The 22,091-nt window shown below is 28.9% G+C and carries 31 protein-coding genes; 27 read left to right on the forward strand and 4 right to left on the reverse strand.

Annotated elements, in window-relative coordinates:
* Positions 1–2: 2 nt before the first annotated feature.
* The 3 genes from I6E17_RS08830 to I6E17_RS08840 are packed head-to-tail and all read left to right on the forward strand — an operon-like array spanning position 3 to position 2,078.
* Positions 3–446: a hypothetical protein gene (locus tag I6E17_RS08830; protein ID WP_235236803.1), complete on the forward strand. Its 444-nt coding sequence runs from the start codon at positions 3–5 to the stop codon at positions 444–446.
* 9 nt (positions 447–455) lie between these two features.
* Positions 456–1,613, forward strand: a complete 1,158-nt coding sequence (locus I6E17_RS08835; RefSeq protein ID WP_235236805.1) for a phage tail sheath C-terminal domain-containing protein — start codon at positions 456–458, stop codon at positions 1,611–1,613.
* A 15-nt stretch (positions 1,614–1,628) separates the two neighbouring features.
* Positions 1,629–2,078: a phage tail tube protein gene (locus I6E17_RS08840; protein WP_235236807.1), complete on the forward strand. Its 450-nt coding sequence runs from the start codon at positions 1,629–1,631 to the stop codon at positions 2,076–2,078.
* Between the two features lie 303 nt (positions 2,079–2,381).
* On the opposite strand, the gene I6E17_RS08845 is transcribed toward I6E17_RS08840, so the two are convergent.
* Positions 2,382–2,561 (reverse strand): hypothetical protein, encoded by a 180-nt coding sequence (locus I6E17_RS08845; RefSeq protein ID WP_235236810.1) that lies wholly within the window; start codon positions 2,559–2,561, stop codon positions 2,382–2,384.
* A gap of 132 nt (positions 2,562–2,693) precedes the next feature.
* Between I6E17_RS08845 and I6E17_RS08850 the strand changes: the two genes are divergently transcribed.
* The 14 genes from I6E17_RS08850 to I6E17_RS08915 all read left to right on the forward strand — a co-directional run bounded on the left by I6E17_RS08850 (position 2,694) and on the right by I6E17_RS08915 (position 13,197).
* Positions 2,694–2,882: a hypothetical protein gene (locus I6E17_RS08850; RefSeq protein WP_235236812.1), complete on the forward strand. Its 189-nt coding sequence runs from the start codon at positions 2,694–2,696 to the stop codon at positions 2,880–2,882.
* A 119-nt stretch (positions 2,883–3,001) separates the two neighbouring features.
* Positions 3,002–3,274: a hypothetical protein gene (locus I6E17_RS08855; RefSeq protein WP_235236814.1), complete on the forward strand. Its 273-nt coding sequence runs from the start codon at positions 3,002–3,004 to the stop codon at positions 3,272–3,274.
* Positions 3,275–3,285: 11 nt separating this feature from the next.
* Positions 3,286–4,041 carry a phage antirepressor KilAC domain-containing protein gene (locus I6E17_RS08860; protein ID WP_235236815.1) on the forward strand — a complete coding sequence of 252 codons (756 nt, stop codon included), beginning with the start codon at positions 3,286–3,288 and terminating at the stop codon, positions 4,039–4,041.
* A gap of 168 nt (positions 4,042–4,209) precedes the next feature.
* Positions 4,210–4,806, forward strand: coding sequence for an SHOCT domain-containing protein (locus I6E17_RS08865; protein ID WP_235236816.1), 597 nt, complete (start codon positions 4,210–4,212; stop codon positions 4,804–4,806).
* Positions 4,807–4,874: 68 nt separating this feature from the next.
* On the forward strand, positions 4,875–5,252 hold the full coding sequence (locus I6E17_RS08870; protein WP_235236817.1) for a phage tail assembly chaperone: 378 nt from the start codon (positions 4,875–4,877) through the stop codon (positions 5,250–5,252).
* Positions 5,253–5,414: 162 nt separating this feature from the next.
* A complete protein-coding gene (locus tag I6E17_RS08875; RefSeq protein WP_235236818.1) occupies positions 5,415–7,553 on the forward strand; it encodes a phage tail tape measure protein in 2,139 nt (712 codons plus the stop codon).
* Between the two features lie 3 nt (positions 7,554–7,556).
* On the forward strand, positions 7,557–8,216 hold the full coding sequence (locus I6E17_RS08880) for a hypothetical protein (RefSeq protein WP_235236819.1): 660 nt from the start codon (positions 7,557–7,559) through the stop codon (positions 8,214–8,216).
* Between the two features lie 9 nt (positions 8,217–8,225).
* Positions 8,226–9,230: an XkdQ/YqbQ family protein gene (locus I6E17_RS08885; RefSeq protein WP_235236823.1), complete on the forward strand. Its 1,005-nt coding sequence runs from the start codon at positions 8,226–8,228 to the stop codon at positions 9,228–9,230.
* Positions 9,231–9,232: 2 nt separating this feature from the next.
* Positions 9,233–9,670, forward strand: a complete 438-nt coding sequence (locus I6E17_RS08890; RefSeq protein ID WP_235236826.1) for a DUF2577 family protein — start codon at positions 9,233–9,235, stop codon at positions 9,668–9,670.
* Entirely contained in the window at positions 9,667–10,143 is a 477-nt protein-coding gene (locus I6E17_RS08895) for a DUF2634 domain-containing protein (RefSeq protein ID WP_235236829.1), read from the forward strand. Before I6E17_RS08890 ends, I6E17_RS08895 begins: the two co-directional genes overlap by 4 nt.
* Entirely contained in the window at positions 10,143–11,189 is a 1,047-nt protein-coding gene (locus I6E17_RS08900) for a baseplate J/gp47 family protein (protein WP_235236831.1), read from the forward strand. The genes I6E17_RS08895 and I6E17_RS08900 overlap by 1 nt, the downstream gene beginning before the upstream one ends.
* A 9-nt stretch (positions 11,190–11,198) precedes the next feature.
* The gene (locus I6E17_RS08905; RefSeq protein WP_235236832.1) at positions 11,199–11,570 is read left to right on the forward strand and encodes a phage tail fiber protein; all 372 of its coding nucleotides are present in this window, start codon (positions 11,199–11,201) and stop codon (positions 11,568–11,570) included.
* A gap of 10 nt (positions 11,571–11,580) precedes the next feature.
* Positions 11,581–12,270 carry a hypothetical protein gene (locus I6E17_RS08910; RefSeq protein WP_235236834.1) on the forward strand — a complete coding sequence of 230 codons (690 nt, stop codon included), beginning with the start codon at positions 11,581–11,583 and terminating at the stop codon, positions 12,268–12,270.
* A gap of 15 nt (positions 12,271–12,285) precedes the next feature.
* Positions 12,286–13,197 carry a hypothetical protein gene (locus tag I6E17_RS08915; protein ID WP_235236836.1) on the forward strand — a complete coding sequence of 304 codons (912 nt, stop codon included), beginning with the start codon at positions 12,286–12,288 and terminating at the stop codon, positions 13,195–13,197.
* On the opposite strand, the gene I6E17_RS08920 is transcribed toward I6E17_RS08915, so the two are convergent.
* Positions 13,189–13,452, reverse strand: coding sequence for a hypothetical protein (locus I6E17_RS08920; RefSeq protein ID WP_235236838.1), 264 nt, complete (start codon positions 13,450–13,452; stop codon positions 13,189–13,191). The two genes, I6E17_RS08915 and I6E17_RS08920, sit on opposite strands and share 9 nt — an antisense overlap.
* 124 nt (positions 13,453–13,576) lie before the next feature.
* Here I6E17_RS08920 and I6E17_RS08925 point away from each other — a divergent pair, with 124 nt between their 5' ends.
* Positions 13,577–13,717, forward strand: a complete 141-nt coding sequence (locus tag I6E17_RS08925; protein ID WP_235236840.1) for a hypothetical protein — start codon at positions 13,577–13,579, stop codon at positions 13,715–13,717.
* A gap of 91 nt (positions 13,718–13,808) precedes the next feature.
* Here the strand turns inward: I6E17_RS08925 and I6E17_RS08930 are convergent, their stop codons facing one another.
* The gene (locus tag I6E17_RS08930) at positions 13,809–14,360 is read right to left on the reverse strand and encodes a DUF2441 domain-containing protein (protein ID WP_235236842.1); all 552 of its coding nucleotides are present in this window, start codon (positions 14,358–14,360) and stop codon (positions 13,809–13,811) included.
* 114 nt (positions 14,361–14,474) lie between these two features.
* Here I6E17_RS08930 and I6E17_RS08935 point away from each other — a divergent pair, with 114 nt between their 5' ends.
* The 4 genes from I6E17_RS08935 to I6E17_RS08950 all read left to right on the forward strand — a co-directional run bounded on the left by I6E17_RS08935 (position 14,475) and on the right by I6E17_RS08950 (position 17,265).
* Positions 14,475–15,425, forward strand: a complete 951-nt coding sequence (locus I6E17_RS08935) for a hypothetical protein (RefSeq protein ID WP_235236844.1) — start codon at positions 14,475–14,477, stop codon at positions 15,423–15,425.
* A 15-nt stretch (positions 15,426–15,440) separates the two neighbouring features.
* Positions 15,441–15,749, forward strand: coding sequence for a hypothetical protein (locus I6E17_RS08940; RefSeq protein WP_235236846.1), 309 nt, complete (start codon positions 15,441–15,443; stop codon positions 15,747–15,749).
* A 53-nt stretch (positions 15,750–15,802) separates the two neighbouring features.
* Complete coding sequence (locus I6E17_RS08945) at positions 15,803–16,747, forward strand: tyrosine-type recombinase/integrase (protein ID WP_235236848.1); 945 nt, start codon at positions 15,803–15,805, stop codon at positions 16,745–16,747.
* A gap of 65 nt (positions 16,748–16,812) precedes the next feature.
* Positions 16,813–17,265 (forward strand): hypothetical protein, encoded by a 453-nt coding sequence (locus I6E17_RS08950; protein ID WP_235236850.1) that lies wholly within the window; start codon positions 16,813–16,815, stop codon positions 17,263–17,265.
* Here I6E17_RS08950 and I6E17_RS09925 read toward each other — a convergent pair.
* Positions 17,257–17,388, reverse strand: a complete 132-nt coding sequence (locus I6E17_RS09925; protein ID WP_268825991.1) for a hypothetical protein — start codon at positions 17,386–17,388, stop codon at positions 17,257–17,259. The two genes, I6E17_RS08950 and I6E17_RS09925, sit on opposite strands and share 9 nt — an antisense overlap.
* 486 nt (positions 17,389–17,874) lie before the next feature.
* On the opposite strand from I6E17_RS09925, the gene I6E17_RS08955 reads away from it, so the two are divergent.
* From I6E17_RS08955 to I6E17_RS08975, 5 genes are all read left to right on the forward strand, one after another.
* Entirely contained in the window at positions 17,875–18,303 is a 429-nt protein-coding gene (locus I6E17_RS08955) for a D-Ala-D-Ala carboxypeptidase family metallohydrolase (RefSeq protein WP_235236853.1), read from the forward strand.
* Between the two features lie 13 nt (positions 18,304–18,316).
* Entirely contained in the window at positions 18,317–18,511 is a 195-nt protein-coding gene (locus tag I6E17_RS08960) for a hypothetical protein (protein ID WP_235236855.1), read from the forward strand.
* Positions 18,512–18,520: 9 nt separating this feature from the next.
* On the forward strand, positions 18,521–18,841 hold the full coding sequence (locus tag I6E17_RS08965) for a hypothetical protein (protein ID WP_235236857.1): 321 nt from the start codon (positions 18,521–18,523) through the stop codon (positions 18,839–18,841).
* 576 nt (positions 18,842–19,417) lie between these two features.
* Positions 19,418–20,809: a YfcC family protein gene (locus tag I6E17_RS08970; RefSeq protein WP_235236859.1), complete on the forward strand. Its 1,392-nt coding sequence runs from the start codon at positions 19,418–19,420 to the stop codon at positions 20,807–20,809.
* 15 nt (positions 20,810–20,824) lie between these two features.
* Complete coding sequence (locus tag I6E17_RS08975) at positions 20,825–21,988, forward strand: M20 family metallopeptidase (RefSeq protein ID WP_235236860.1); 1,164 nt, start codon at positions 20,825–20,827, stop codon at positions 21,986–21,988.
* Positions 21,989–22,091: the final 103 nt, after the last annotated feature.

Genomic DNA, 22,091 nt, shown 5'->3' on the forward strand with positions numbered 1-22,091 from the left:
ACATGATTGCTAAGAGACTAGAATATTTTAAAAGATATTTTGAAGAAAAAAACAATAAATGGAGAGTTTTTTATAAAGAAGAACTTCCTGAAAATATTTCTCCAAAAACAATTTATTTTGTTATTACAGGCGAAGAAATAGTAAAAAAACAAAAAACAATAGATTTTTCAATTTTTTATATTATATCTAGGGAAAAAGATGGACTTCTTAATTTTAGAGATGAAATAAAAAACTTTATAAAAAATGATTTATCTAAAGAATTTGAAACATCTAATTTCTTTTGTAATAGTGGGTATAGAATATCATATTCCATAGATGAGGAAAGAGATACTTTGAGAATTGCTGAAATTCAATGTACTTATGACAATACAAAAGGAATTTTAGATGATGAAAAGTTCATGGATATAGAAATATTAAATGACAGATACATTTTAAATGAAAAATAGGAGGTAGAAATGGCAGGATTAAACGGAAAATGTAAATTTCAGTTGGAATTTATAGAAAGAGCCGCCGTTGGAGTTTCTAAGAGTGTGAGAGGTGTTCTTGGTGTTATTTTGTTTGATACTACTAAGGAAAATTTCACTAAAAAAGAATACTATTCGGCAGTTGATATAGACGAAAAAGATTGGACAAAAGATAATTATACAGCTTTAAAAGCAATGGCATTTAGAGGAAATCCTTTTAAAGTTGTAGTATATAAGGCTACAAAAGAAAACTTCAAAGATGTTTTAAAGCAAATTGCTTTAGAAGAACCTAATTATCTTGTATGTCCATTTACGACAGGAGAAGATAAGCCTGAAACAGTAGTTTCTGACCTAGAAACATGGATAAACTCTATAAGAAATATAGAAACAGTAAAACTTGGTAATAATACTTCTACAATAAAATTAATCGTAGCTTCATCAGCAAAACCTGATAAGCCTTGGATAATTGACTATGATGTAAGACAAACAGCTCATACAATAGTAGATTTTGAAGAAAAAGCATATACAGCTCAAGAGTATACTTTATGTATTGGTTCTTTATGTGCAGGAGCTCCTTTAAATAGTTCTATAACTAATATGGAGCAATCTTGGTTAAAAGCATTTACAACAACAGTAGATGATGAAAACACAGCTATTGGAGAAGGAAAATTACTTACATCTTTTGACGGAAGTAAATATGTAATTCTTAGAGGTGTAACATCATTTACAACTGCAACAGACAGTATGAATAGAAGTTTTACTAAAATAAGAAAAGTGGAAATCATGGATTTACATCAAAAAGATATTAGAAATACTTTTATAAACTCTTACAGAGGAAAATATCAAAATATCTATTCAAATAAATTGTTATTCCTTGGAGCAGTTAATGCTTATCTTGCAACATTCCAAAAATCAGGACAGTTAGACCCTGCAAATGAAAATAGAATGAAAATAGATACAGAAGCTGTAAGAAATTGGATTATATCTAAAGGAACATATAAAGGAAAACCTATTACAGAAGAAGAAGCTAAAAAATTAACTGAGTATGATTTATGTAGAGCCAATACAGATGATATTGTATTTGCATATATCCCAGACTATAAGCCAACAGATGTAATGGAAGATTTCCAAGGAGAAGCATATTTATAAAAGGAGGAGTAAAAAATGGCAGATTTTGTTTTTAAAGAAACTGATGTCGTTTCAGGAAGCTTTGGTAAATGCTATATAAATGGCAGACACTGGGCTGAAATATCAGAATTTGAGGCTAAATTAAAACTAGACAGTAAAGATGTTCTTTTAGCAGGTGGACAAAAAGGTAAAAAAAATACATCTTCATCAATAGAAATTAAAATTAAACTTCAAAAAGTATTCTCTACTGAAATTGAATTACTTAAATCAGTTGTTTCAGGAATGTTAAATCCTATGACAACTATAAATGTACAGCTTGATGACCCTGAAGCAAGAGGAGCAGAAGCACTAGCTTTTAATGATTGTATATTTACAGGAGATATTGATTTAGGTTCATTTAAGAATGGAGAACTTACAGAAAGAGAATTTACTCTATCATGTGTACCTGACAGAATTGAAGTTCTTGAAAGTATAGCAGATGTATAACAAATAAATTGAAAATTTGGACATTGGCAACTGAATAACATCTGAGGAAAATTTGAATGTCTCATGTGGGACATTGGGATAAATCATATAAATAATTAAAGTTGATTTTTCAAAAAATAGAAATTTTCCATTATTTACATTGTGTACATAGTGTGGATAATAATTTTTTAGATATATGATATAGTAAAAATGAAAGGAGAAACATGAAAAACATAAAAGTAAGAAGATATAAAAGATATATCAAAAGGCAAATAAAAAAAGCACTCCAAGAAAAATACTTAGAGTGCAAAGTTTTAGAAAGTGTTACTTCTGATTTGACAAAAGCTCTTGATGATATTTAGTAATCATTACTTTACAAATTTTAGCTGATATTTCAATAAACTTTTTTTCAATTTCATAATTTTTATAATCAGGATTTAGTTTATTTGAAATTTCTTCAATAGCTTCTTGAGTAATTTTTTCAAAATCAATATCTTTTTTCATATAATCACCTCCCAGTCAATTATATCTTTTTTGAAATAGAAAAACAAAAAAGAAAAATTATTTAAAAAAATAGTTGACTTTCTGTACGGCTTAATATATAATTGTTGTACGGGCAGTAAGTGAGGTGATGAAATGGAAACTGCTAAAAAGAAAACAGGAAGACCAAAGACTGAAAATCCTCGTAATAAAAGATTGGAAATTAGATTAACAGAAGATGAACTGCAAAAAATAAATAATTGTTCCAAGATTTTAGGGAAAACAAGAACAGATACAATTCTTGAAGGAATAAGTAAGTTAGAAGTTGAACTGAATAAAAAATAGAGTGTTGCTCTCCCGCCAAGAAGTCCAACACTCTACACGACAACCAGAGGTTATCTGATAAATCCATTATATCATATATACTTCTGGTTAGACAAGAAAATAACTAGGAGGAAAAGAAAATGTCTACAAGAGAAAAAAATTTATTATTATTATTTTTAGAGGTTAGTAAAACAGATAATGGTTGTACAAAGAAATGGGAAGAAGTAACAAAAAAACTTACAAAGCTTGCTTATAAACTTGGTATACAAGACGGTACACCACAAAACAGAGATTTTATTGAACTTGAAAATGATATAACACAATTATTCCAAATGACAAAAGATATATACTTTAATTTTGGAACAACTGCAAAAGAAATTGTAGAAGAATATAGCCTTGAAGATGTAGCATAAGGAGTGATATAATGGAAAAAACATTACAAATAATAGAACAAAGAGAAGTTCTTGGAAAAGAATTTACAATATATGGAGATTTAGAAAATCCTCTTTTTAAAGCAACAGATATAGCTGAATGGATAGATTATGGAGTAAGTAATGTATCTAAAATGGTAAAAAATATTGATGATACTGAAAAAATTATCACTCGTACAAATAATACGAGTGCTACATTCTTAACAGAAGATGGACTTTATGAAGTCTTAATGCAGAGCAGAAAGCCAATAGCAAAGCAATTTAAAAAAGAAGTCAAAAAGATTTTAAAAACTATCAGACTTAATGGAATGTATGCTACGGATAAATTATTAGATAATCCTGATTTAGCAATTCAAGCATTTACAAAATTAAAAGAAGAGAGAGAAAGAAGATTACAGCTTGAACATGAAGCAGAAATAAATAAGCCAAAAGTCATTTTTGCAGAAGCTGTGGAAACTTCTAAAACTTCAATATTAATCGGAGAACTTGCCAAGCTGATAAAACAAAATGGTTATGATATAGGACAAAAAAGATTATTTGCTTGGTTAAGAGATAATGGATATTTAATAAAAATAAGTAAGAGAACAGACTATAATATGCCTACACAAAGAGCAATGGAAATGAATTTATTTGAAATTAAAGAAACAGCTATTACTCATTCAGACGGGCATATATCAATAAGCAAAACTGTAAAAGTAACAGGAAAAGGACAAATTTATTTTATAAATAAATTTAAAAATGTTGCATAGATAATCAAGCATAATTTTAAATCCTCAGGTGATTATTCATTTGAGGATTTTTTTATTGGACATTGGAAATTGAATAGGTGTGATTTTAAATATATTTATATCTTGATTTTTATATAGTTGTGTACTATCATTAAATTAATACTACAATTTAAACAACGGGGTGATTTTATGGGAATAAAGATTTATAATCCTTTAAATGAAAATATAGTAGAAGTTGGAATAATAAAGGCAAAAGCTAAAATAATACAGGCAAAAAATTTTAATGGCATTCCTGAACCACTTACATACTATCCTGATAAAAAAATATTTTTTATAACAAAAGGAACACCAAAGTTTTTTGGAGATAAAGAGTTTTATTTATTTAATAAAGATACTATTGAAAGTTTAGTTATAAAAGATGCAAGTCAGAAAATAGAAAAAAGTATTGTAAAAAGAGCTATTGTTGGTGGTCTGTTAGTTGGTGGAGCAGGAGCAATAGTTGGAGGAATGACTGGTTTAAAAGATAGTTATAAATATTTTAAACAAGTAATTATGAATGATAAATATAAATTTTCTTTTGAAGAAGATGAATATCTTAAAATAAAAGATTTCTTTGAGGAAGTATATAACGAATTGTCGGAAAGAGAAAAAGAGCTTGAAAATAAATCAGAAGTAAAAAGTGATCCTTTTGAAAATTTAAAAAAATTAAAAGAACTTCTTGATTTAGGAATAATAACTCAAGATGAGTATAATAAAAAAAGAGAAGTCTTATTAAAACAAATATAAATATATCTATAATCACACCTATTTAATTAAAGGTGTGATTTTTTTATACAAAATTTTAGGAGGAAAGCATGGATATTAAAAAACTTATAGAACAAGCAGAGGAATTAAAAAATAAAAAAGAAACAAGAACAAAAATAACTCTTGAAATTCCGAGATTTAAAGAACTTGGATTTGAAGATTATACTGTTGTCTTACAAAAACCTACTACAACTATTATTTTATCAGCTCAGGAACATGAAGATAAATATTATCAACTTTGCGAATGCATGATTACACCTGATTTATCAAATAAAGATGTTCAAAAAGCTTTTAAAGTAAATAATAAATCTTCACTTTTAAGAAAAGTATTTACAGAAGAAGAAATAGAGGACATGATAATGCACTTAGGAAGATTAACAATAACACAGACTAAAGCTAGATTGGTTGCTGATATAAAAAACTTATAAAAACTAATGATAATTTATATAGAATTTATCATTGGAGTTTAAAAGGGCAATCTATATTTAATAAGTCATTATCTGAAATGAACAACATAGAGCAAGCATTTTTAGACGCTTGTTTTATGCTTGAGGTAGAAGAAAAGAAAGCTAATAAAAGGGGGTGAGTGAATGGCAGAAAGAGAGTATATAGAACTTGTAACCAAAGTTCAAGGTAAAGAAAATCTAGAGCAACTTGGTGATATATTTGAAGAACTTATACAAGAAGCAAGAAAAGCTGGAGTAAATGTAGATAAATTTGCTGATAAATTAAAAGAATTAGCTAATAAAACTAAAAATAGTTTACCTGTATATGATATGTTTATATCTAAAATGAAAAATATAGCAGGTATAACAGCAGTTGGAATGGGAATGAAAAAATCAATAGACTTATTTACTTCCTTTGATGATGTGGCAAGAAGAGTTCAGGCAACAACAGGAGCAACAGCAGAAACAATGGAACTATTAAGATATCAAGCAAAACAATTAGGAGATACTACTTCATGGAGTGCAAGTGAAGCTGCAGAAGCCCAATTTGAATTTGCTAAGGCAGGATTTACAAGTAATGAAATTTTAGCAGCTACTTCAGGAATATTAGACATAGCGACAGCTTCACAATTAGGATTAGGAGAAGCTACAAGTATTACAGCAGGTGCTTTAAGAATGTTTAAATTAGACGCTTCTAAAAGTTCAACAGTTGGAGATATGCTAGCAAAGACAGCGAGTGCAACTACAACAGATGTAAGAGGACTAGGAGAGTCTTTAAAATATGCAGGTGTTGACTCAAGGAACTTTGGAATGAATTTACAACAAACTTTAGGAATACTTGGAAAACTTGGTAATGAAATGCTAGCAGATGGAAGAGCAGGAACAAACTTACAATCTGTATTCTCAGCCTTACAAAATCAAGCAAAAGCTAAAATTTTAGTTAATGCAGGTGTAAATATTTCACAAGATGGAAAATATAGAAACTTTTTAGATATTTTAAAAGATATTAAAAAAGCTACTTCAAGTATGGAAGAAGTTCAAGCAGGAACTTTAATTAATAATGTATTTGGAGAACAAGGCTCACAAGTAATAAAAAGACTTTTACAAGTCCCAGAGGAAGAATTACAAAGTCTTATTAAAGATATAGAAAACTCCCAAGGATTTGCAAAAAATATGGCAAACTTACTTAATAACGGAGTAGGTGGGGCTTTTAGAAATATGGGCTCAGCAGCAGAAGGACTAGGAATATCTTTAGGAGAATATTTAGAACCGTCAGTAATTTCTTTAATAAATGGAGTTACTGAAATTATTAGTGTCGGGACAGGTTTTATTGATTGGTTAAATTCAGGTAGTTATATGGCAGACACTATGAGTTTTGCGATAATAGGCTTAATAGCAGGATATGGAACTTATAAAGCATATTTAATAGGTGCTACTATTTGGGAAAAAATCCACGAGTCAACTATCTATAAAAAGATAGCCGCCTTTAAATTCTCTTCAATGATTACAGCAATAGCAACAGGTGCACATCAACTTTATTCAGCAGTGTTAGGACTTTTAACAGGTCAAATTACTATTACAACAGCTGTTACATGGGGCTTAAATACAGCAATGGCAGTTTTAAGTGGACCAATAGGTTTAATTATAGCAGGAATTGTAGGAGCGGGAGCGGGATTTGCTTTCTTATATCAAAAATCGGATAGATTTAGGAAGTCAATAGAGCCTTTAATCAAATGGTTAAAAGAACTATGGGGTTGGGTTAAAAAATTCACTTTTGTAGGCGACGCTGTAAACATCGTTAAAGCAGGATTTGGAAAAGTAAAAGAATTTTTCAAAGCAGGAACTCAAGGAAAGACAGACGAGGACTACGAAAAAGAAATTGAGAAACATAAGAAAGAAGTTCAAGCAGGAATTGGAACATCACAAGAAACAGCAGTAGGTGCAGGAGTTAATACAGATTATTTATTTACAGGTGGAGCAAGTGGAAGTGGTGGTATAAAACATAATGGATATTACTTAAAAGGCTCAAAAGTTATTAATACATCACAAGGTAATATTTATACAGGAAATTCAGAAGTAAGTGAAACTTCTACTCCACAGGAAACATCAGAACAACTTATAATAAATACATTACAATTAATTTCTACAAAATTAGAAACATTAAAAGAAATTTATGCAGAAATGAAAACTAAAAAGAATGGTAATACTTATATAGTAAATGATAAAGAAACAATAGCTTCAGATATTGTTGAAGACTTGGTTGTAATGTTAGGTAATATGTAGGAGGTGAGAATTATAGTAAATGAAGCACTAGAAAGATTGAAAAAGACAAGTATTCTAGCAAATGTTGACCCTAAAACACAATTATCAGAGTGGGCAACTCAAAAAATAACAGGTGGAATTGCAAGTAATGTTAATTCACTTTTAGGTAAAACAGGACTTTTAAATAAAGTGTATGCTTTTTCAAAAATAATGAAAAATATACAAATATCAGTTGCAGAGGAAAGAAATGGTGTTGAATTATCTATATTCAAATTTCCTATTGTTCCTGCAAAGATAAATTTTACTGCAAATAATATAGAGCAATCAGTAGACACAATAGCAGGTAAAATAAATTACATTAAAGATACAGATTTTCATACAATTTCATTTTCTTCTTTTTTTCCGTCTGTATACTATCCTTTTTCATCAAATTATGAATTGTTTGGCATAGATTGTGCAAATACATTAGAGGAATTAAAATTAAAAAAATCTCCACTTAAATTAGTTATCACAGGTATTGGTATTGTTCAAAAGGTATATATTACTAAATTTGAATACAATACAACATCTGAAGGAGATATTGAATTTACTATTGAGTTCAAAGAAGCAAAAGACCCAAGTATTTATGAGAACGAGTCAAAATTCTATTCATTTAAACCGTCTGCATTTAACTTGAGTAAGTAGGTGGTAGGTATGAAAAGAGTTTATTGTATAAAAAATACAGCAAGTCAGACAGTAGATATAACTAATATCGTAAAAGACGGTATGAAATTAAAAAAATCTATAAATGAATTTGCATGGATTTTAGATTTACAGATAACAAGAAACAATATTTTTAATGATATAGAAATTGGAGATATTATTGTTATTAAACTAGATAATAAAGAAATATTCTCAGGAATTATAATTTCAGGAGATATTACAAACTTCACATTTAAGGCAGTAGATTATGCTTGGTACTTTAATAAAAATGAAGAAATATATCAATTTGAAGATGTTGAAAGCTCTATTGTAGTAAGAAAGTTAATTGAAACTTTTGGTGGGAAAACAGGAAACATTGAAACTACAAATACAATGATAGATAAAATTTATTTTGGCAAAACTCTAGGAGCAATCATCAAGGAGATTATAAAAAATATAAAGGACTTAGAAAATCAAGATTTTAGATTTTTTTATAGAGATACAAAATTCCATTTTGAAAGAAGTAAAAAAAATAAATTTCTAAGAAATCAGTACATACCTTTAGAGAGCTTGAGAGCTGTTTTAAACGATTATTCATTTAATGCTTTAAATTATATCAAAGAACCTAAGAGAACACATTCTATTGAGGAAATGCACAATTCTATCAAAGTTTATAAGACATCAGGAAAAGAATATATTCAAATGAGTGGAGCAAAAGATAAAGGCAATATTGATAAATACGGTTTAATGCAGAAACTTGTATCTTATAAAGATAATGACCTTAATGGTGGAAATATTACAGCAGATAGTATTTTATCACAAGAAAATAAAGTTAAGGAAACAATATCTCTTGAAATTCCAACTTTAAGTGAATTTATATTTGACGGAGAACTTTTAAAAATTAACTATGAGAATTATGGAATAAATGGAGTTTATGAAGTTGTAAGTATTACATATACTTTCAGTAATCATGAAACTATGTTTAATTGCACAATGCAATTAGAGAAGGTGAATTAATTATGAATAAAACAGAAAAATATCACAAAAGCATTGTGAAATTGGCAGAAATCATAAAGAAGAGGGACAATCCTCTATGGCTTGGAGCAGTTACAGGAGAAGTCGTAAAAGCTCCTCCTGAATTAGAAGTTAAACTTGAAAATGGAATTATTATAAAAAATCATAAAATTATGATTAGTATAGAAAAAATTGTAGGTTATGAAAGAACATATTCTTTAAAAGGTAATATTTCTCAATATGATTTTGAGAATACAACAAGTTCTGAGCCTGTTTCTACACACCCTGCACATCCTATTAAGAAATTATCAGGGAAAGGAACTTATTCAGCAGAGGGGACTATACAATGGACAGATACTTTAAAGGTAGGAGATAAAGTTCTAATGTTACCTACAAATAAAGAAGAATATTTTTATTTAATAGATAGGGTGGTGAGATTATGACATTGCCTATAAGCTATTTAAAAATTAATGATAATATAGCTGAAATTGAAGCAGAAAAAGAAATTCAAGCAGAAGAAACTATAAAAGAAAAAGATGTTATCTTTGATTTTGATAAAGGAGAATTTGTATATAACGGACTAGAACCTAGCAGAACATATGACAAAATTGAAATTATAAAGCAATGGATAAAGAAGTTGTTTTACACTGAAAGAGATAGGTGGAACTGCTATATAAAAGATGTGGGATACCCTTTTGGTATAAATCTTTATAAATATAGAGGGCAACAGCTATATCCTGATATGGACTTAATAGAGCTTATAAAAGATGATATTTACAATTCTTTATTAAATCATAAAGATATAAAAGAAGTACATTATCTGCAGCTTATACAAATAGATGACAAAATGTATTGCGGATTTATTATTGAACTTGAAGATACAGCCTTTGAGGTAGAGGAGGTGCTTAAAAATTAATGGCAGAATTAGAAAGAATAAATAAAAAAGTTGAAGATATGGCAGAGATGATTTCTTATAATACCTCAAAAGGAAGTTTTGCAAGAGATATAATAACATCTTGTGCGATTGAAATGGTAAAAGAAGAAGATGATTATTCTGAACAACTTGATAAAAGACTTATTGATACAGCAACAGGAACGGATTTAGATGTTTCTTGTGCTGATAAGGCTATTACAAGAAAAGAAGCTGTTAAATCTACTGGGAAAGTTAAAATTACAGGAGTAAATGGAAGTATTATAAAAAAAGGATATATTGTTATTAATTCATCTACTGCAACAGAATATGAAGTTATGGAAGAAAAAACAATAGAAAATATTTCTACAACAGTAAATATTCAATGCACAAAAGCAGGAGTAATAGGAAATTGTGAAGTAGGACAAATAAATAAGTTTGGACAAGAATACACTGGACTATCTCGTGTAGAAAACTTAGAAAATATAACAAATGGGAAAGATACAGAAACAGATGATGAACTAAGGACAAGAGCATTGAACTATATTAGAAAACCTCGTATTTCATGGAATCAATATGTATTTGAAGATAAGGCAAAGGAAGTTTCAGGAGTGGAGCATTCTCATTGTATTCCTAGATTTAATGGTGCAGGTACTGTAAAACTTGTTATTACTCAAAAAGATACAGAAACAGTTTCTGAAGAATTAAAAAAGAAAGTAAAAGATTATATTGATTTAGAAATAATCTCTGATATTGATATCACAGTTGAGGGAGTTGAAATTAATAAAGTTGATATAGTTGTAAAAGGATCTATCAGTTCAGATTTTAATGATGAAGCTGCAAAAACAAAATTGACAGAAGTTTTAAATAATTTCTTCTTTGAAAATCTTTTCAAGGAGAAAATTTATTACTTTGATATTGTAGAAATAATTCAACATGCAGGTTGTATAACAAAAATTGGAGATGTTACAGTTGCAGGAACTAGAAACGATATAGTTTTAAATGAAAATAAATTATGTAAAGTAAAATCAATTACTTTGCAGAAATTATAGGAGGATAGAATGGCAGGACTTACACATAAAGGAGAAAATTTAATAATAAATGACTATTTTAGAAAGAAAAATTTCTATCTAGGACTTTTAAAAGCCAATCCTACTGATAATGCTACAAATATTCAGGAAGTTACAGGAGCTTCATATCAAAGGCAACAAATAATATTTGAAGAGCCTGTTAATGGGGAAACATATAATAGTAATGATATTAATTTCCCTGTTGCAACTGAAAACTGGGGTTGGATAACTCATATAGGACTATTTACAGCACCAACAGGTGGAGAATTAATGGCTTATTCAGGACTAGACTATACAAAAGAAATAAGAGCGGCAGATATTTATAAAATACCTCAAGCATTCTTTATTTTTAAAGTAGACTAGGTGATGTTTTATGTCAAAAATAGCTTTAAAAAAATATGTAGAAGAACAATTACAATTTGACCTAGAAAGTTATTTAGATGATATTGTTCATGATTTTGCTTTTAATACTCAAGATAAATTAATAGTTTCATCAGATGTAACAGCAAAGCAATTAATAACAGTAAAAAAAGATTTACTGGAATTAAAAGTTAAAACCATTATCACAGTCTTAGGTGTAGCAGCTTCAAAAGATTTTGTTGAAAGAATATTAAATAATCTTCCAAGCTATGAAAGAAAAGATTCTTTAATTGTAGAACTAGCAAAAGCAATTTCTAGGGAACTTCAAAAAATAGAACTTTTAAAAAGTGAATATATTTCTAGCTTATCTATTACAACAGCAACAGCAATTTCTTTGAAAAGGCTTGAAAAAATATATGGTATTAATACAAATTATGAACTTGGAGTTAAATTAAGACAAAATATATTAATTGCAAGAGAAATAACAAAGTACAGCACTTTTAATTTTGCTTATATATTAAAAATGTGTGAACTTTTTATTTTAGGAAATGTAATTGATGTAATAAATGATAAGAAAAAGAAATCTGTAACAATTATTCTTGAAGATAATATTAATAATATTACAAGTCTACCTGATTTTTTAGAACATATAAAAGAATTTAGTCCAGCTTTTTATGAAATTACTGTAAAAAATAACTCTTAAAGGAGGTAAAAAAATATGAGTAAAGTAATTACTGATGAAAATCAATTAAATACAGAAGTTGATGATTTAATAACTGAAGATTATGCTCTTGAAGTTTTAGGATTAAAAAATCCTGCTGACTTTAGAAAGTTTTCAAGGTCATTTATGAAATTATCTAAGATTGCAAAAGGTATAGAAAATGTATCAAATAAAGTTGCAAATAAAACAGAGTTAGGAAGAGTTAAAATAGGAGATAATCTTACTATAACAGAAGATGGTACATTGAGTGGAAATCCTGAATATACACATCCAGTAGGAGCAGGATATAAGCATATTCCTACAGGAGGAACAGTTGGACAAGTTTTAAAAAACAATGGAAATGGTAGTGCTGAATGGGGAAATTTGAGTTTAGAAAACTATTATACTAAACCTGAAATAGATACTAAATTTAAAAACTATTGTCCAATCTCGGTTGGAAGTATAGATGTTCGTTATGATAATAAAAATCCTGCAGAGTTATATCCAAGCACGACTTGGGAACTTCTAACAACTGGAAAATATATACAAACTGGTAATACTCCACTTCAAACTGGTGGTAGTAATTCTGTAAGTATCCTTAAGGAAAATCTTCCAAACATTAAATTAAAAATAGATAGTGTGTCTGCTACTATAAAAAATCACTATCATTTTATAGCTTATGGTGCTAGAAATGACGGAGCAGGAAATCTTACAAACACTAACTATTTAATAAAAGAATGTGCAAAAGGTGCTTATACAGACTCTTTTTTAAAAGGTGTTAGTAATGTAGCTAATGTAGGAAAAACATCAGACTCAGGTTCAGGGAGTACAAGTTCAATATCTCCAAGCACAGAAGTACTTGGAAATGGCACACCTCTAACAATAGAACCTTCTTACATAACTCTAAAGTTTTGGAAAAGACTAACTTAATCTTTTCCATGCCTTTACTGTAATATGTTCGGGATTAATAGATAATGGTGTTCCACTACCCATTTGAGCAGTGTAGGGACTTGCAGAATTTGTACTACCTGTCCAAGAACGAGAAGCTTGGAATTCTATCTTTTCACCACCAATTACAGCACCAGCACCTAAGTCTCCAACCCAACCAGTTCTTAATGCACGAAAAGCTCCTGATGTGTATTTATCAACTGATTGAATAGAAACAAATGCACCGGTAATATCCATTGTACCCCTAGTTAAGTTAAAAGATTCTACTTGTAGCTTTTCTGCAGGTAAATTGGTTTTAGAGATATTTACACTATTACTTCCTGCTTGTATTAATGGAGTTGCTCCTGTCTTGATAAACTTATTGTCAGGTAGCAGTTCCCATGTTGTACTTGGATATAATTCAGCAGGATTTGAGGTATTATACATGAACAGTATTCCTCCGATAGGAACAGGAACTAAGTTCAAATTTTTAAATTTAGAAACTTTTATAGTAAAAAAATAAGGAGAATAATCATGAAAAAAGTAATTAAAAAAAATTTACCTAAGAAAAAAATAAATGTAGAACATTTTACTTTAGTAAAACAAACCCATAATCAGACATCAACGATTTCACAGTATCCTTCAATTAAATATTCATAAATAGGAATAATATTAAGTTTTGGAAAGGCTTCCTTAAAGTCAATACCTGCAAGGTAATAAATATAATGGTCTTGATTATATGGTGGAGCTGTTCTTAAAAAATCTATCCAATTCATGTCGCATTTTATTATTTTAGCTTCTGGAGAAGGAATTATTTTCTTAATAGGAGAATTCCAGTTGTATTTAATTTTTATTAAATTTAAGGTTTCTAAATCAGCAACAGCAAAAATACAAGAAAATCTTGAAGGATAATCTTTATAATATGCTTGACGAATAAACTCTATATTTGCTTCTATTGCTAAAAGATTATTATGTATAAATTTAGGTAAAATTTTATTGTTATAAAGGTCATTTTGTAATCGTGAAAGTTCAAGGCACGAGTTTATTCTAATTTCTTTATTTAAAGAAGTATCTATGTTTCTTATATTTTTCATTTCATCATGAATGTGTATATAGTAAAAAGATTGCATTTCTTCGTCTTGATTTAATATTTTTATTTTAATCACCTCGTAAAAAAGTTATTTTAGAATAATTATAACTTTTTGGGGAAACACAATCAAATATATGATAAATATTTTTTAATTTTAATATAATCAATTTTTTTAGAAAGGAGATATAAAATGTTTTATTACTTAGATAAAAAAGAAATTTTAGAAAATCATTTACCGAAAATGTATTATAAATCCGAAAATGCTTTAAACGAAGAAGAAAAAGAGGAATTATTAAAACAATGCAAAGAAAATTTTGGAAATATAACTTTAATAGAATATGAAGCAGACTATCTTCCAAGCTATCTTTACATAGACGAGCAAGGAAAAGTTAAAGAATATATTCCTGTTTCTACTTTTGCAGAAGAAAGACTTTTAGATGAAACAGAAACTATTTCCAAAGAGGATATATTTGGAGAAGAGGATAATAATAACTATGTTTACATAGATAAAGAAGAGTGCTTAAAAAATTATTCTCCTTGTGTATGCAGAGTTTCAAGAGGAAGAAGAATTTTAAATTATAAAGAACTTTACGGTGGAAAAGTTCTTGAATATATAGGCGAAAATATGGCTGACCTCCCAAATGAAGTTATATATGATTCTGAAACAGACCTAGTAAGAGGAATGACAGAATATGAAAAAGTTAAGTATAACAAAAGAAAACTTGCTGAAAATGAAGTTGTTCTTGAGAAGAAAAAAGAAATTGTTACTATAAATGACGGACAATATGTAAATGAGAATGAAGAAATAATTACTGTTCCTAGATTAGAAGGACAAAATATTATTGTGCAAGAATGGGATAAGAAAAATCATGTATGGATTGATAAAACAACAAATTTAGATATAGTTCAATCGCAATATAGAGAATATGAAGGAATGGATACTCCTTCAACTCTACAAGAAATGAAATTACAAGATGAAGCTTTAGCTACTGAATATCTAAATATGATGATAGAACTTAGAGGGCTTATTTATACATTAAGTGCTCAAGAAACTCAACCAGTTGGATATGCTGCAATTCATATTCCTGAACCTTCTAATAAATTAAAAGAATTTAAAAATAAATTTAAACTAACAAAATAAAGGAGATGATGTTTTATGTTAAACAGAGCAGAATTAGAAATTATGAGAGAGATTTACGAAAGAGAAACAGGAATGCTAGATTTAAAAGAAAAATATGAGGCATACAAGAAACTTGATACACCTAGAAATTTTGAAAAAATGAAAAGAGAATGTGTGCTTGATGATTATTTGAAATTCATGGAAGATTGTGAAAACTTTTTTGAAAACGATGCTTTAATAGTTGAAGATGTTTCTGAATACAAAATTGAAGCAAGAATAGAACTTCCTAAGCCTTCGGCAGCACTTGAGAAGTTTAAAAATAAATTTAATAAGTTTTTTAATTAAAAAATATATCTTCCTGATAATATAGGGTTAATTTATATTATCAGGAGGATTTTATGAAAAGAAACTTAGATTTATACAACGAATATTTAGAAAGCTGTTATGCAACTCACTATGAAACTAAAGATACCACTTATGTTACTTATAAGAGTTACATGACACAGTTTATTAAATATCTTAAAGAGTTTGAGAATGATAGATATTTGATAAGTAAAGATACTTTAAAAATTATTGTTCCTATCTTGGAGAGGTATATAAATTATTGCAGAGAAAAAGGTAATCATGCACAGAATATTAAAAATAAGATTGTAGCTATATCAGCATTTTATCGTTGGTGTGTAAGAAGAGATAAAATTCAATATCATCCTTTCAATGACAAGATAGAAAGATTAAGAGTTACAGCACAAGACAAGGTAAGGAAAGAATATTATCTTACTTGGAAACAGATTTTTACAGTAGAAATACTTATGGGGCAAAGTAGAAAGTTTGATTTAAGAAGTAAGTTGTTGTGGCAATTATTCTTGGATAGTGGTTTTAGAATATCAGCAATTCATAGCTTGAAATTATCTCAGTTAGATATAGAAAATTGCTGTTTTCACAATGTTAAAGAGAAAATGGGAAAGATTAGAACTCTATATTTTTACTCATCTACAAAGGATTTAATGCTTAAATATCTCACAGAAAGAAGTAAAAAAGGAGTGGATACAGACTATATTTTCTATATTAGGCATAATCACGAATGGAAACAAATGTCGCAGATAGCTATAAGAAAAAGAGTAAGAAAAATGGGAGAACTTATTGGAATAAAAGGTTTATATCCTCATACTCTTAGAAAAACATCTATAAATAATGTGTCAAAGTTGCTTGATGTAAAAAGTGCAAGTGAATTTGCAGGACATAATAGTACAGCAGTTACAGAAAATCATTATATTCAACATCAAAATGATGAAATACAAAGAGATAGAATACTTCTTATGAGGAAAAATGCAGGGCTAATTTAGTAAGAATAAGTACTAAATTTAAAAATTTGAACTTAGTTCCTGTACCTGTTGGTGGTATTTTATTCATGTATAACACAAGTAATCCTGCTGAATTATACCCAAGTACGACTTGGGAACTGTTACCTGATAATAAGCTTTTAAAAACTGGAAGTACTCCATTACAGCAGAACGGAAGTAATTCTATCAAAATTGCTAAAGCTAATTTACCTGCTGAAAAATTACAAGTAGAAAAAACATCTGTATCAGGAATAAATCATTATCACTATATGATAAATACAGATACAACAGGTTCTCTTACTATAACTGGGACAGGATATCTGGCAAAAGTTGGTTCGTTTGGTGGTTATGGTAACTATAATTTAGCTACAACATCAAGAACTCCAACATTGAGTAAGACTTCTGATTCAGGAAGTGGCACATCTTATGTTTCTCCATATACTACTAATATGGGTAATGGTACTCCTATTTCTATCAATCCCGAACATATTACAGTAAAAGCATGGAAGAGATTAAGTTAATCTTTTCCAAAACTTAAGTGTTATGTAGGCAGGTTGAATAGATAAAGCTGTACCACTTCCTAGTGCCTCTGTATATGGACTTGCAGAAGAAGAACCATTACCTGATTTAGAAGTTTTACCCACTGTTGCGACAGTAGAGTTCCCAGTTAAAATATATCTTTCGTAACCACTATGTCCATTGTATCTAGCAAGATATGTGGCACTAGTTAATGAAGTAGCAGCTGTATTTCCGTTAACTGTACTAGTGTTAGCAATAAAGTGTTCGTGTTCTATGCCCGAGATAGAAAATTGGGCTACTTTTAGTTTAATGTTTGGAAGATTAGCCTTTGCAATACTTAAAGAATTACTTCCACCTGTACTTAAAGGAGTATTACCTGTTCTAATATACTTATCAGAAGTTACGAGTTCCCAAGTAGTACCACTGTAAAGTTCTGCAGGGTTTTTATTATCATAACGAACATCTATACTACCAACAGATATCGGACAGAAAATTTTAAATTTAGAAGCTATTTTTATAAATTTTTATTATGTATAAATCTTTGAGTAAATAAAAGAATGAAGTAATAATTAAAAATTACAAACTATAATAAATAATTTTTGGAGGTAAAAATGAGAAGTAAATACTTTAAAATACAAGAATTAGTGAGTGAAGCTGTATACAAAAAATATGGCGATAAATCTTGGGAATTTATAGATACAAGACTAATAAAAGTTCTAGATTTATTAAGAGAACATTTTAATAGACCTATTACTGTAAATAATTGGCTATGGGGTGGCAATCTACAGCAAAGAGGACTAAGAGCAAATAAAGACGAACTAGTAGCGAATAAAAAAGATTATTATGTTAGTCAACACTGTTTGGGAAAAGCAGTTGATTTTAATGTTAAAGGTCTCTCTGCACAAGAAGTATATAAAGAAATAGTAGATAATAAAGATAAGTTCTATTTAATATCTAGAATAGAGAATATTAAAGATACTCCTACATGGGTACATATAGATTGTGCAAATGTAGACGGATTTAAAATATTTAATGCTTAGGAGGTAAAAGGGTATGGGAAGTGTAGTTATTAAATTTTTAAAGTTTTTCATAATAAAATATTTTGGAACAGCGACAGTAGAAAAAATAGTAATAATAGGCTTAAGAGAATTAGTAAAAAGGACAGACAGCAAGGTAGACGACCAAATATTCCATGCAGTATTTCATAATACTAAGGAATATTCAGAATGTACAGAATGTAACAAGTAGGTGTTGCTTATGAAAGAGTTTGTTAATAAAATAATTCCTGCTTTAATAACAGCTTTAATTGTAGCAGTAGTTACAACTTGGTTTACTAATGCAAAACAATTAGAAGAGAATAGAAGTGCAATTATAAAAATAGCAGAAGATGTAGAAAAGATAGAAAAGTCTCATACAAGAAGATTAGAAAACTTAGAACACTCTAGGGAGACGATGCCTGACTATTATGTCACTAGAAGAGAGTTCAATGTTATCGTGGGGGCTCTTGATGAGAAGATGAATAAAGTAGATAAGAATGTAGAAAAACTTTTAGATTTACAAATGAATAAAGAAAAATAAAAGAGGGAATTATATCCCTCTTTTTACACTTAGTGTTAATATTAATTGTTTGTGCTATTAATAAATGCTAATCACAAATTTAAACATTTAAAAACATAATATGTTATCATTTATATGTTATTATTTATATTTTATCTATCTTTAATATATTTATAGTTCATATTTTTTAAAATGTCAATAGGAAAATAAAAAAGCAGAAAGAAAAAATCTCTCTGCCTTTTCTAAGGTCATTTTTGAATGATAAGATGTTAAAATTATGTACGATTTTTGGTATAGCACACAAGTAGCACACAACAATTATATTAAAACTTTTAATTTAAAAAAATTATGCTTATATTACTTATAATTTTTTTTTATATATAATAATGAAAAAATTGAATTTGATATTAATAAGAACAAGGGATATAATCCTATTATAACATTAAATTACAAAAAAAATGATTTTTTTTAATAAAAAGTGTATTAAAAAAATATAAAAAATATATAAAAAATCTATAACTAAAAATTTTGGAATTGTGTAGGAGGTGGGGTTTTTTATTCCAAAATTGATGTAAAAAATAAAGGGGGAGTAAGTAAATGAAAGAAAAGAAAAAAGGGATAAAGATTAATGCCTTTTGTTTGTTATTTTGTGTTATTATTATTTGTGCTTTAGCATCATATGTTATTACACCTGGAACATTTGATCGTCAAATTGTTGATGGAAGAACTGTTGTTGTTCCTGGAAGTTATCATGTTATAGAAAAAGCGGCATTATCTCCGCTTGCTATATTCAATGCTATTCCAAATGGAATAATTGGTGCAGCAAATATGGTTGTTCTTATTTTATTAGTTGGTGGATCAATAGAGGTTTACAATAAATCTGGAGCAATAAATGCTGGAATAGGTAAGTTAGTAAAATCAGTTGGTTCAAAAGGTGGACCTTTAGTTATAACAGTATTCTTTGCAGTTTTTGCTATTTTAGGTGGATTTCTTGGTTGGATAGAAGTTTGTATTCCTTTTGCTCCGTTAATTATTCCTATACTTTTAGCATTAGGATATGACACTATTGTGGCTGTTTCAATTCTTGTTTTAGGTCTTATGGTTGGATTTGCAATAGGACCAACAAATATTTATACAGTTGGAATAGCACATCAGGTATCTCAGCTTCCAATATTTTCAGGAATAAAATTAAGACTTATAGCTTATTTTGTCTTTACAGGAATAACACTTATATATATTTTAATGTATGCTGCAAAAATAAAAAAAGATCCTGAAAAAAGTTATATGAAAGGAATAGATGTTTCTGATTTAAATGTAGACCTTTCAAAAAATGCAGAAATAACAAAAAGTCAGTCTATAGCACTTATAATTCTAGTTTTAACTTTTGTAGTTTCAGTTTATGGAATGCTTAAATTAAAATGGTCAATAGTTGATATGACAGGAGTATTTTTACTTAGTGGAATTATTGCAGGATTTGTTACTAAGATGAGTGCTTCTGATATTGCAGATAGTTTTATAGAAGGTTCAAAAGGAGCAATGGGAGGAGCAATGATAGTTGGTGTTGCTCGTGGAGTTCAATGGATTTTGGAACAAGGAGGAATTATTGATCCGATAATCAATGGATTATCACAGCTTCTTGATGGGCTTCCACCAATAGGATCAGCAATCGGTGTATTTATAGTAGTATCACTTTTAAATGCTTTAGTTCCATCAGGAAGTGGAAAAGCAATGGCTCTTATGCCTATTTTAATGCCACTTGCAGAGCTTATCGGAATTACTCGTCAAACAATGATACTTGCTTATCAGTTTGGAGATGGAATTTCAAATATATTCTGGTTTACATATGGAGGACTTTTAATATTCCTTTCTTATGGAAAGATTCCTCTTGCTCGTTGGTATAAATTTGTAATGCCATTGATTGCAGTAATGATTGTTTTAGCAATAATATTCTTATCTATTGCAGTAAAAATAGGATATGGTCCAGCATAATATTGAGGAGAGAAGATAATGATAAAAGAATTAGCAGAAAAGAATAAAGATTATGTCATAAAAATAAGAAGAGAGCTTCATATGAATCCAGGTCTTAGTTGGGAAGAATTTGAAGCTTCAAGAATAATAAAAAGAGAACTTGAAAAAATGGGGATACCATTTAAAGAATGTGCAGGAACAGGAGTTGTAGTAGATATAAAAGGAGAGCATGAAGGAAAATGTATTCTTTTAAGAGCAGATATGGATGCTCTGCCTGTAAAAGAATGTACAGAAGTAAATTATAAATCACAAAAAGATGGGGTAATGCATGCTTGTGGTCACGATGGACATGTGGCTCAGTTACTTGGTGCTGTAAAAATTTTAAATGAAAACAGAGATAAAATAAAAGGAACTGTAAGATGCGTATTTCAGCCTGCTGAAGAAATTGGGCAAGGAGCAGATAAGATGATAGAAGAGGGAGTTCTTGAAGGAGTAGATGGAGCTTTCGCAATTCATCTATGGTCAGATGTTCCTGTTGGAAAAGTTTCAGTTGAAGCAGGGCCAAGAATGGCATCAGCAGATAATTTTGAAATAAAAATAATAGGTAAAGGGGGACACGGTTCACTTCCTCAGCAATGTGTTGATCCAGTTGTTACAGCTTCGGCTTTTGTAATGAATCTTCAAAGCCTTGTAAGCAGAGAGACAAATCCAAATGACTCTTTAGTAATAACAGTTGGAAAACTTCAGGCAGGAACAACTGCTAATGTAATTCCAGGTTATGCTGTGGTAGAGGGAACAGCAAGATGTTTTAATCCTGAGCTTAGAAAAGATATTCCTAAGAAAATAGAAAGAATTTTAAAAGGAACAGCAGAAATGTATAGAGCTGAATATGAAATGAAATATATGTTTTATCCAGCTCCAGTAATAAATGATGAAAAATGTGCAGGAATTGCAAAAGAAAGTGTAAGAAAACTTCTTGGAGAAAATGGATTTTATTCTTTAGAAAAACTTACAACAGCAGAAGACTTCTCTGCATATTCAACAAGAGTTCCAGGAGTGCTGGCATTTGTAGGAGTAAAAAATCCAGAAAAACAATGTATGTATCCTCATCATCATGCTAAATTTAATATGGATGAAGATGGATTTGCCATTGGAACAGCATTGTATGTTCAATATGCTTTAGATTTTTTAAATAACTAATAAGTATAAAGAGAGAATGTAAGAGAGTGTAAATAATTTTGTGTATTTATCATCTCTTGATTATTAATTTTTAAATTACTTTAAAGGCTGAAAGGAAATTAAA

Source organism: Fusobacterium perfoetens (assembly GCF_021531595.1).
GTDB lineage: Bacteria > Fusobacteriota > Fusobacteriia > Fusobacteriales > Fusobacteriaceae > Fusobacterium_B.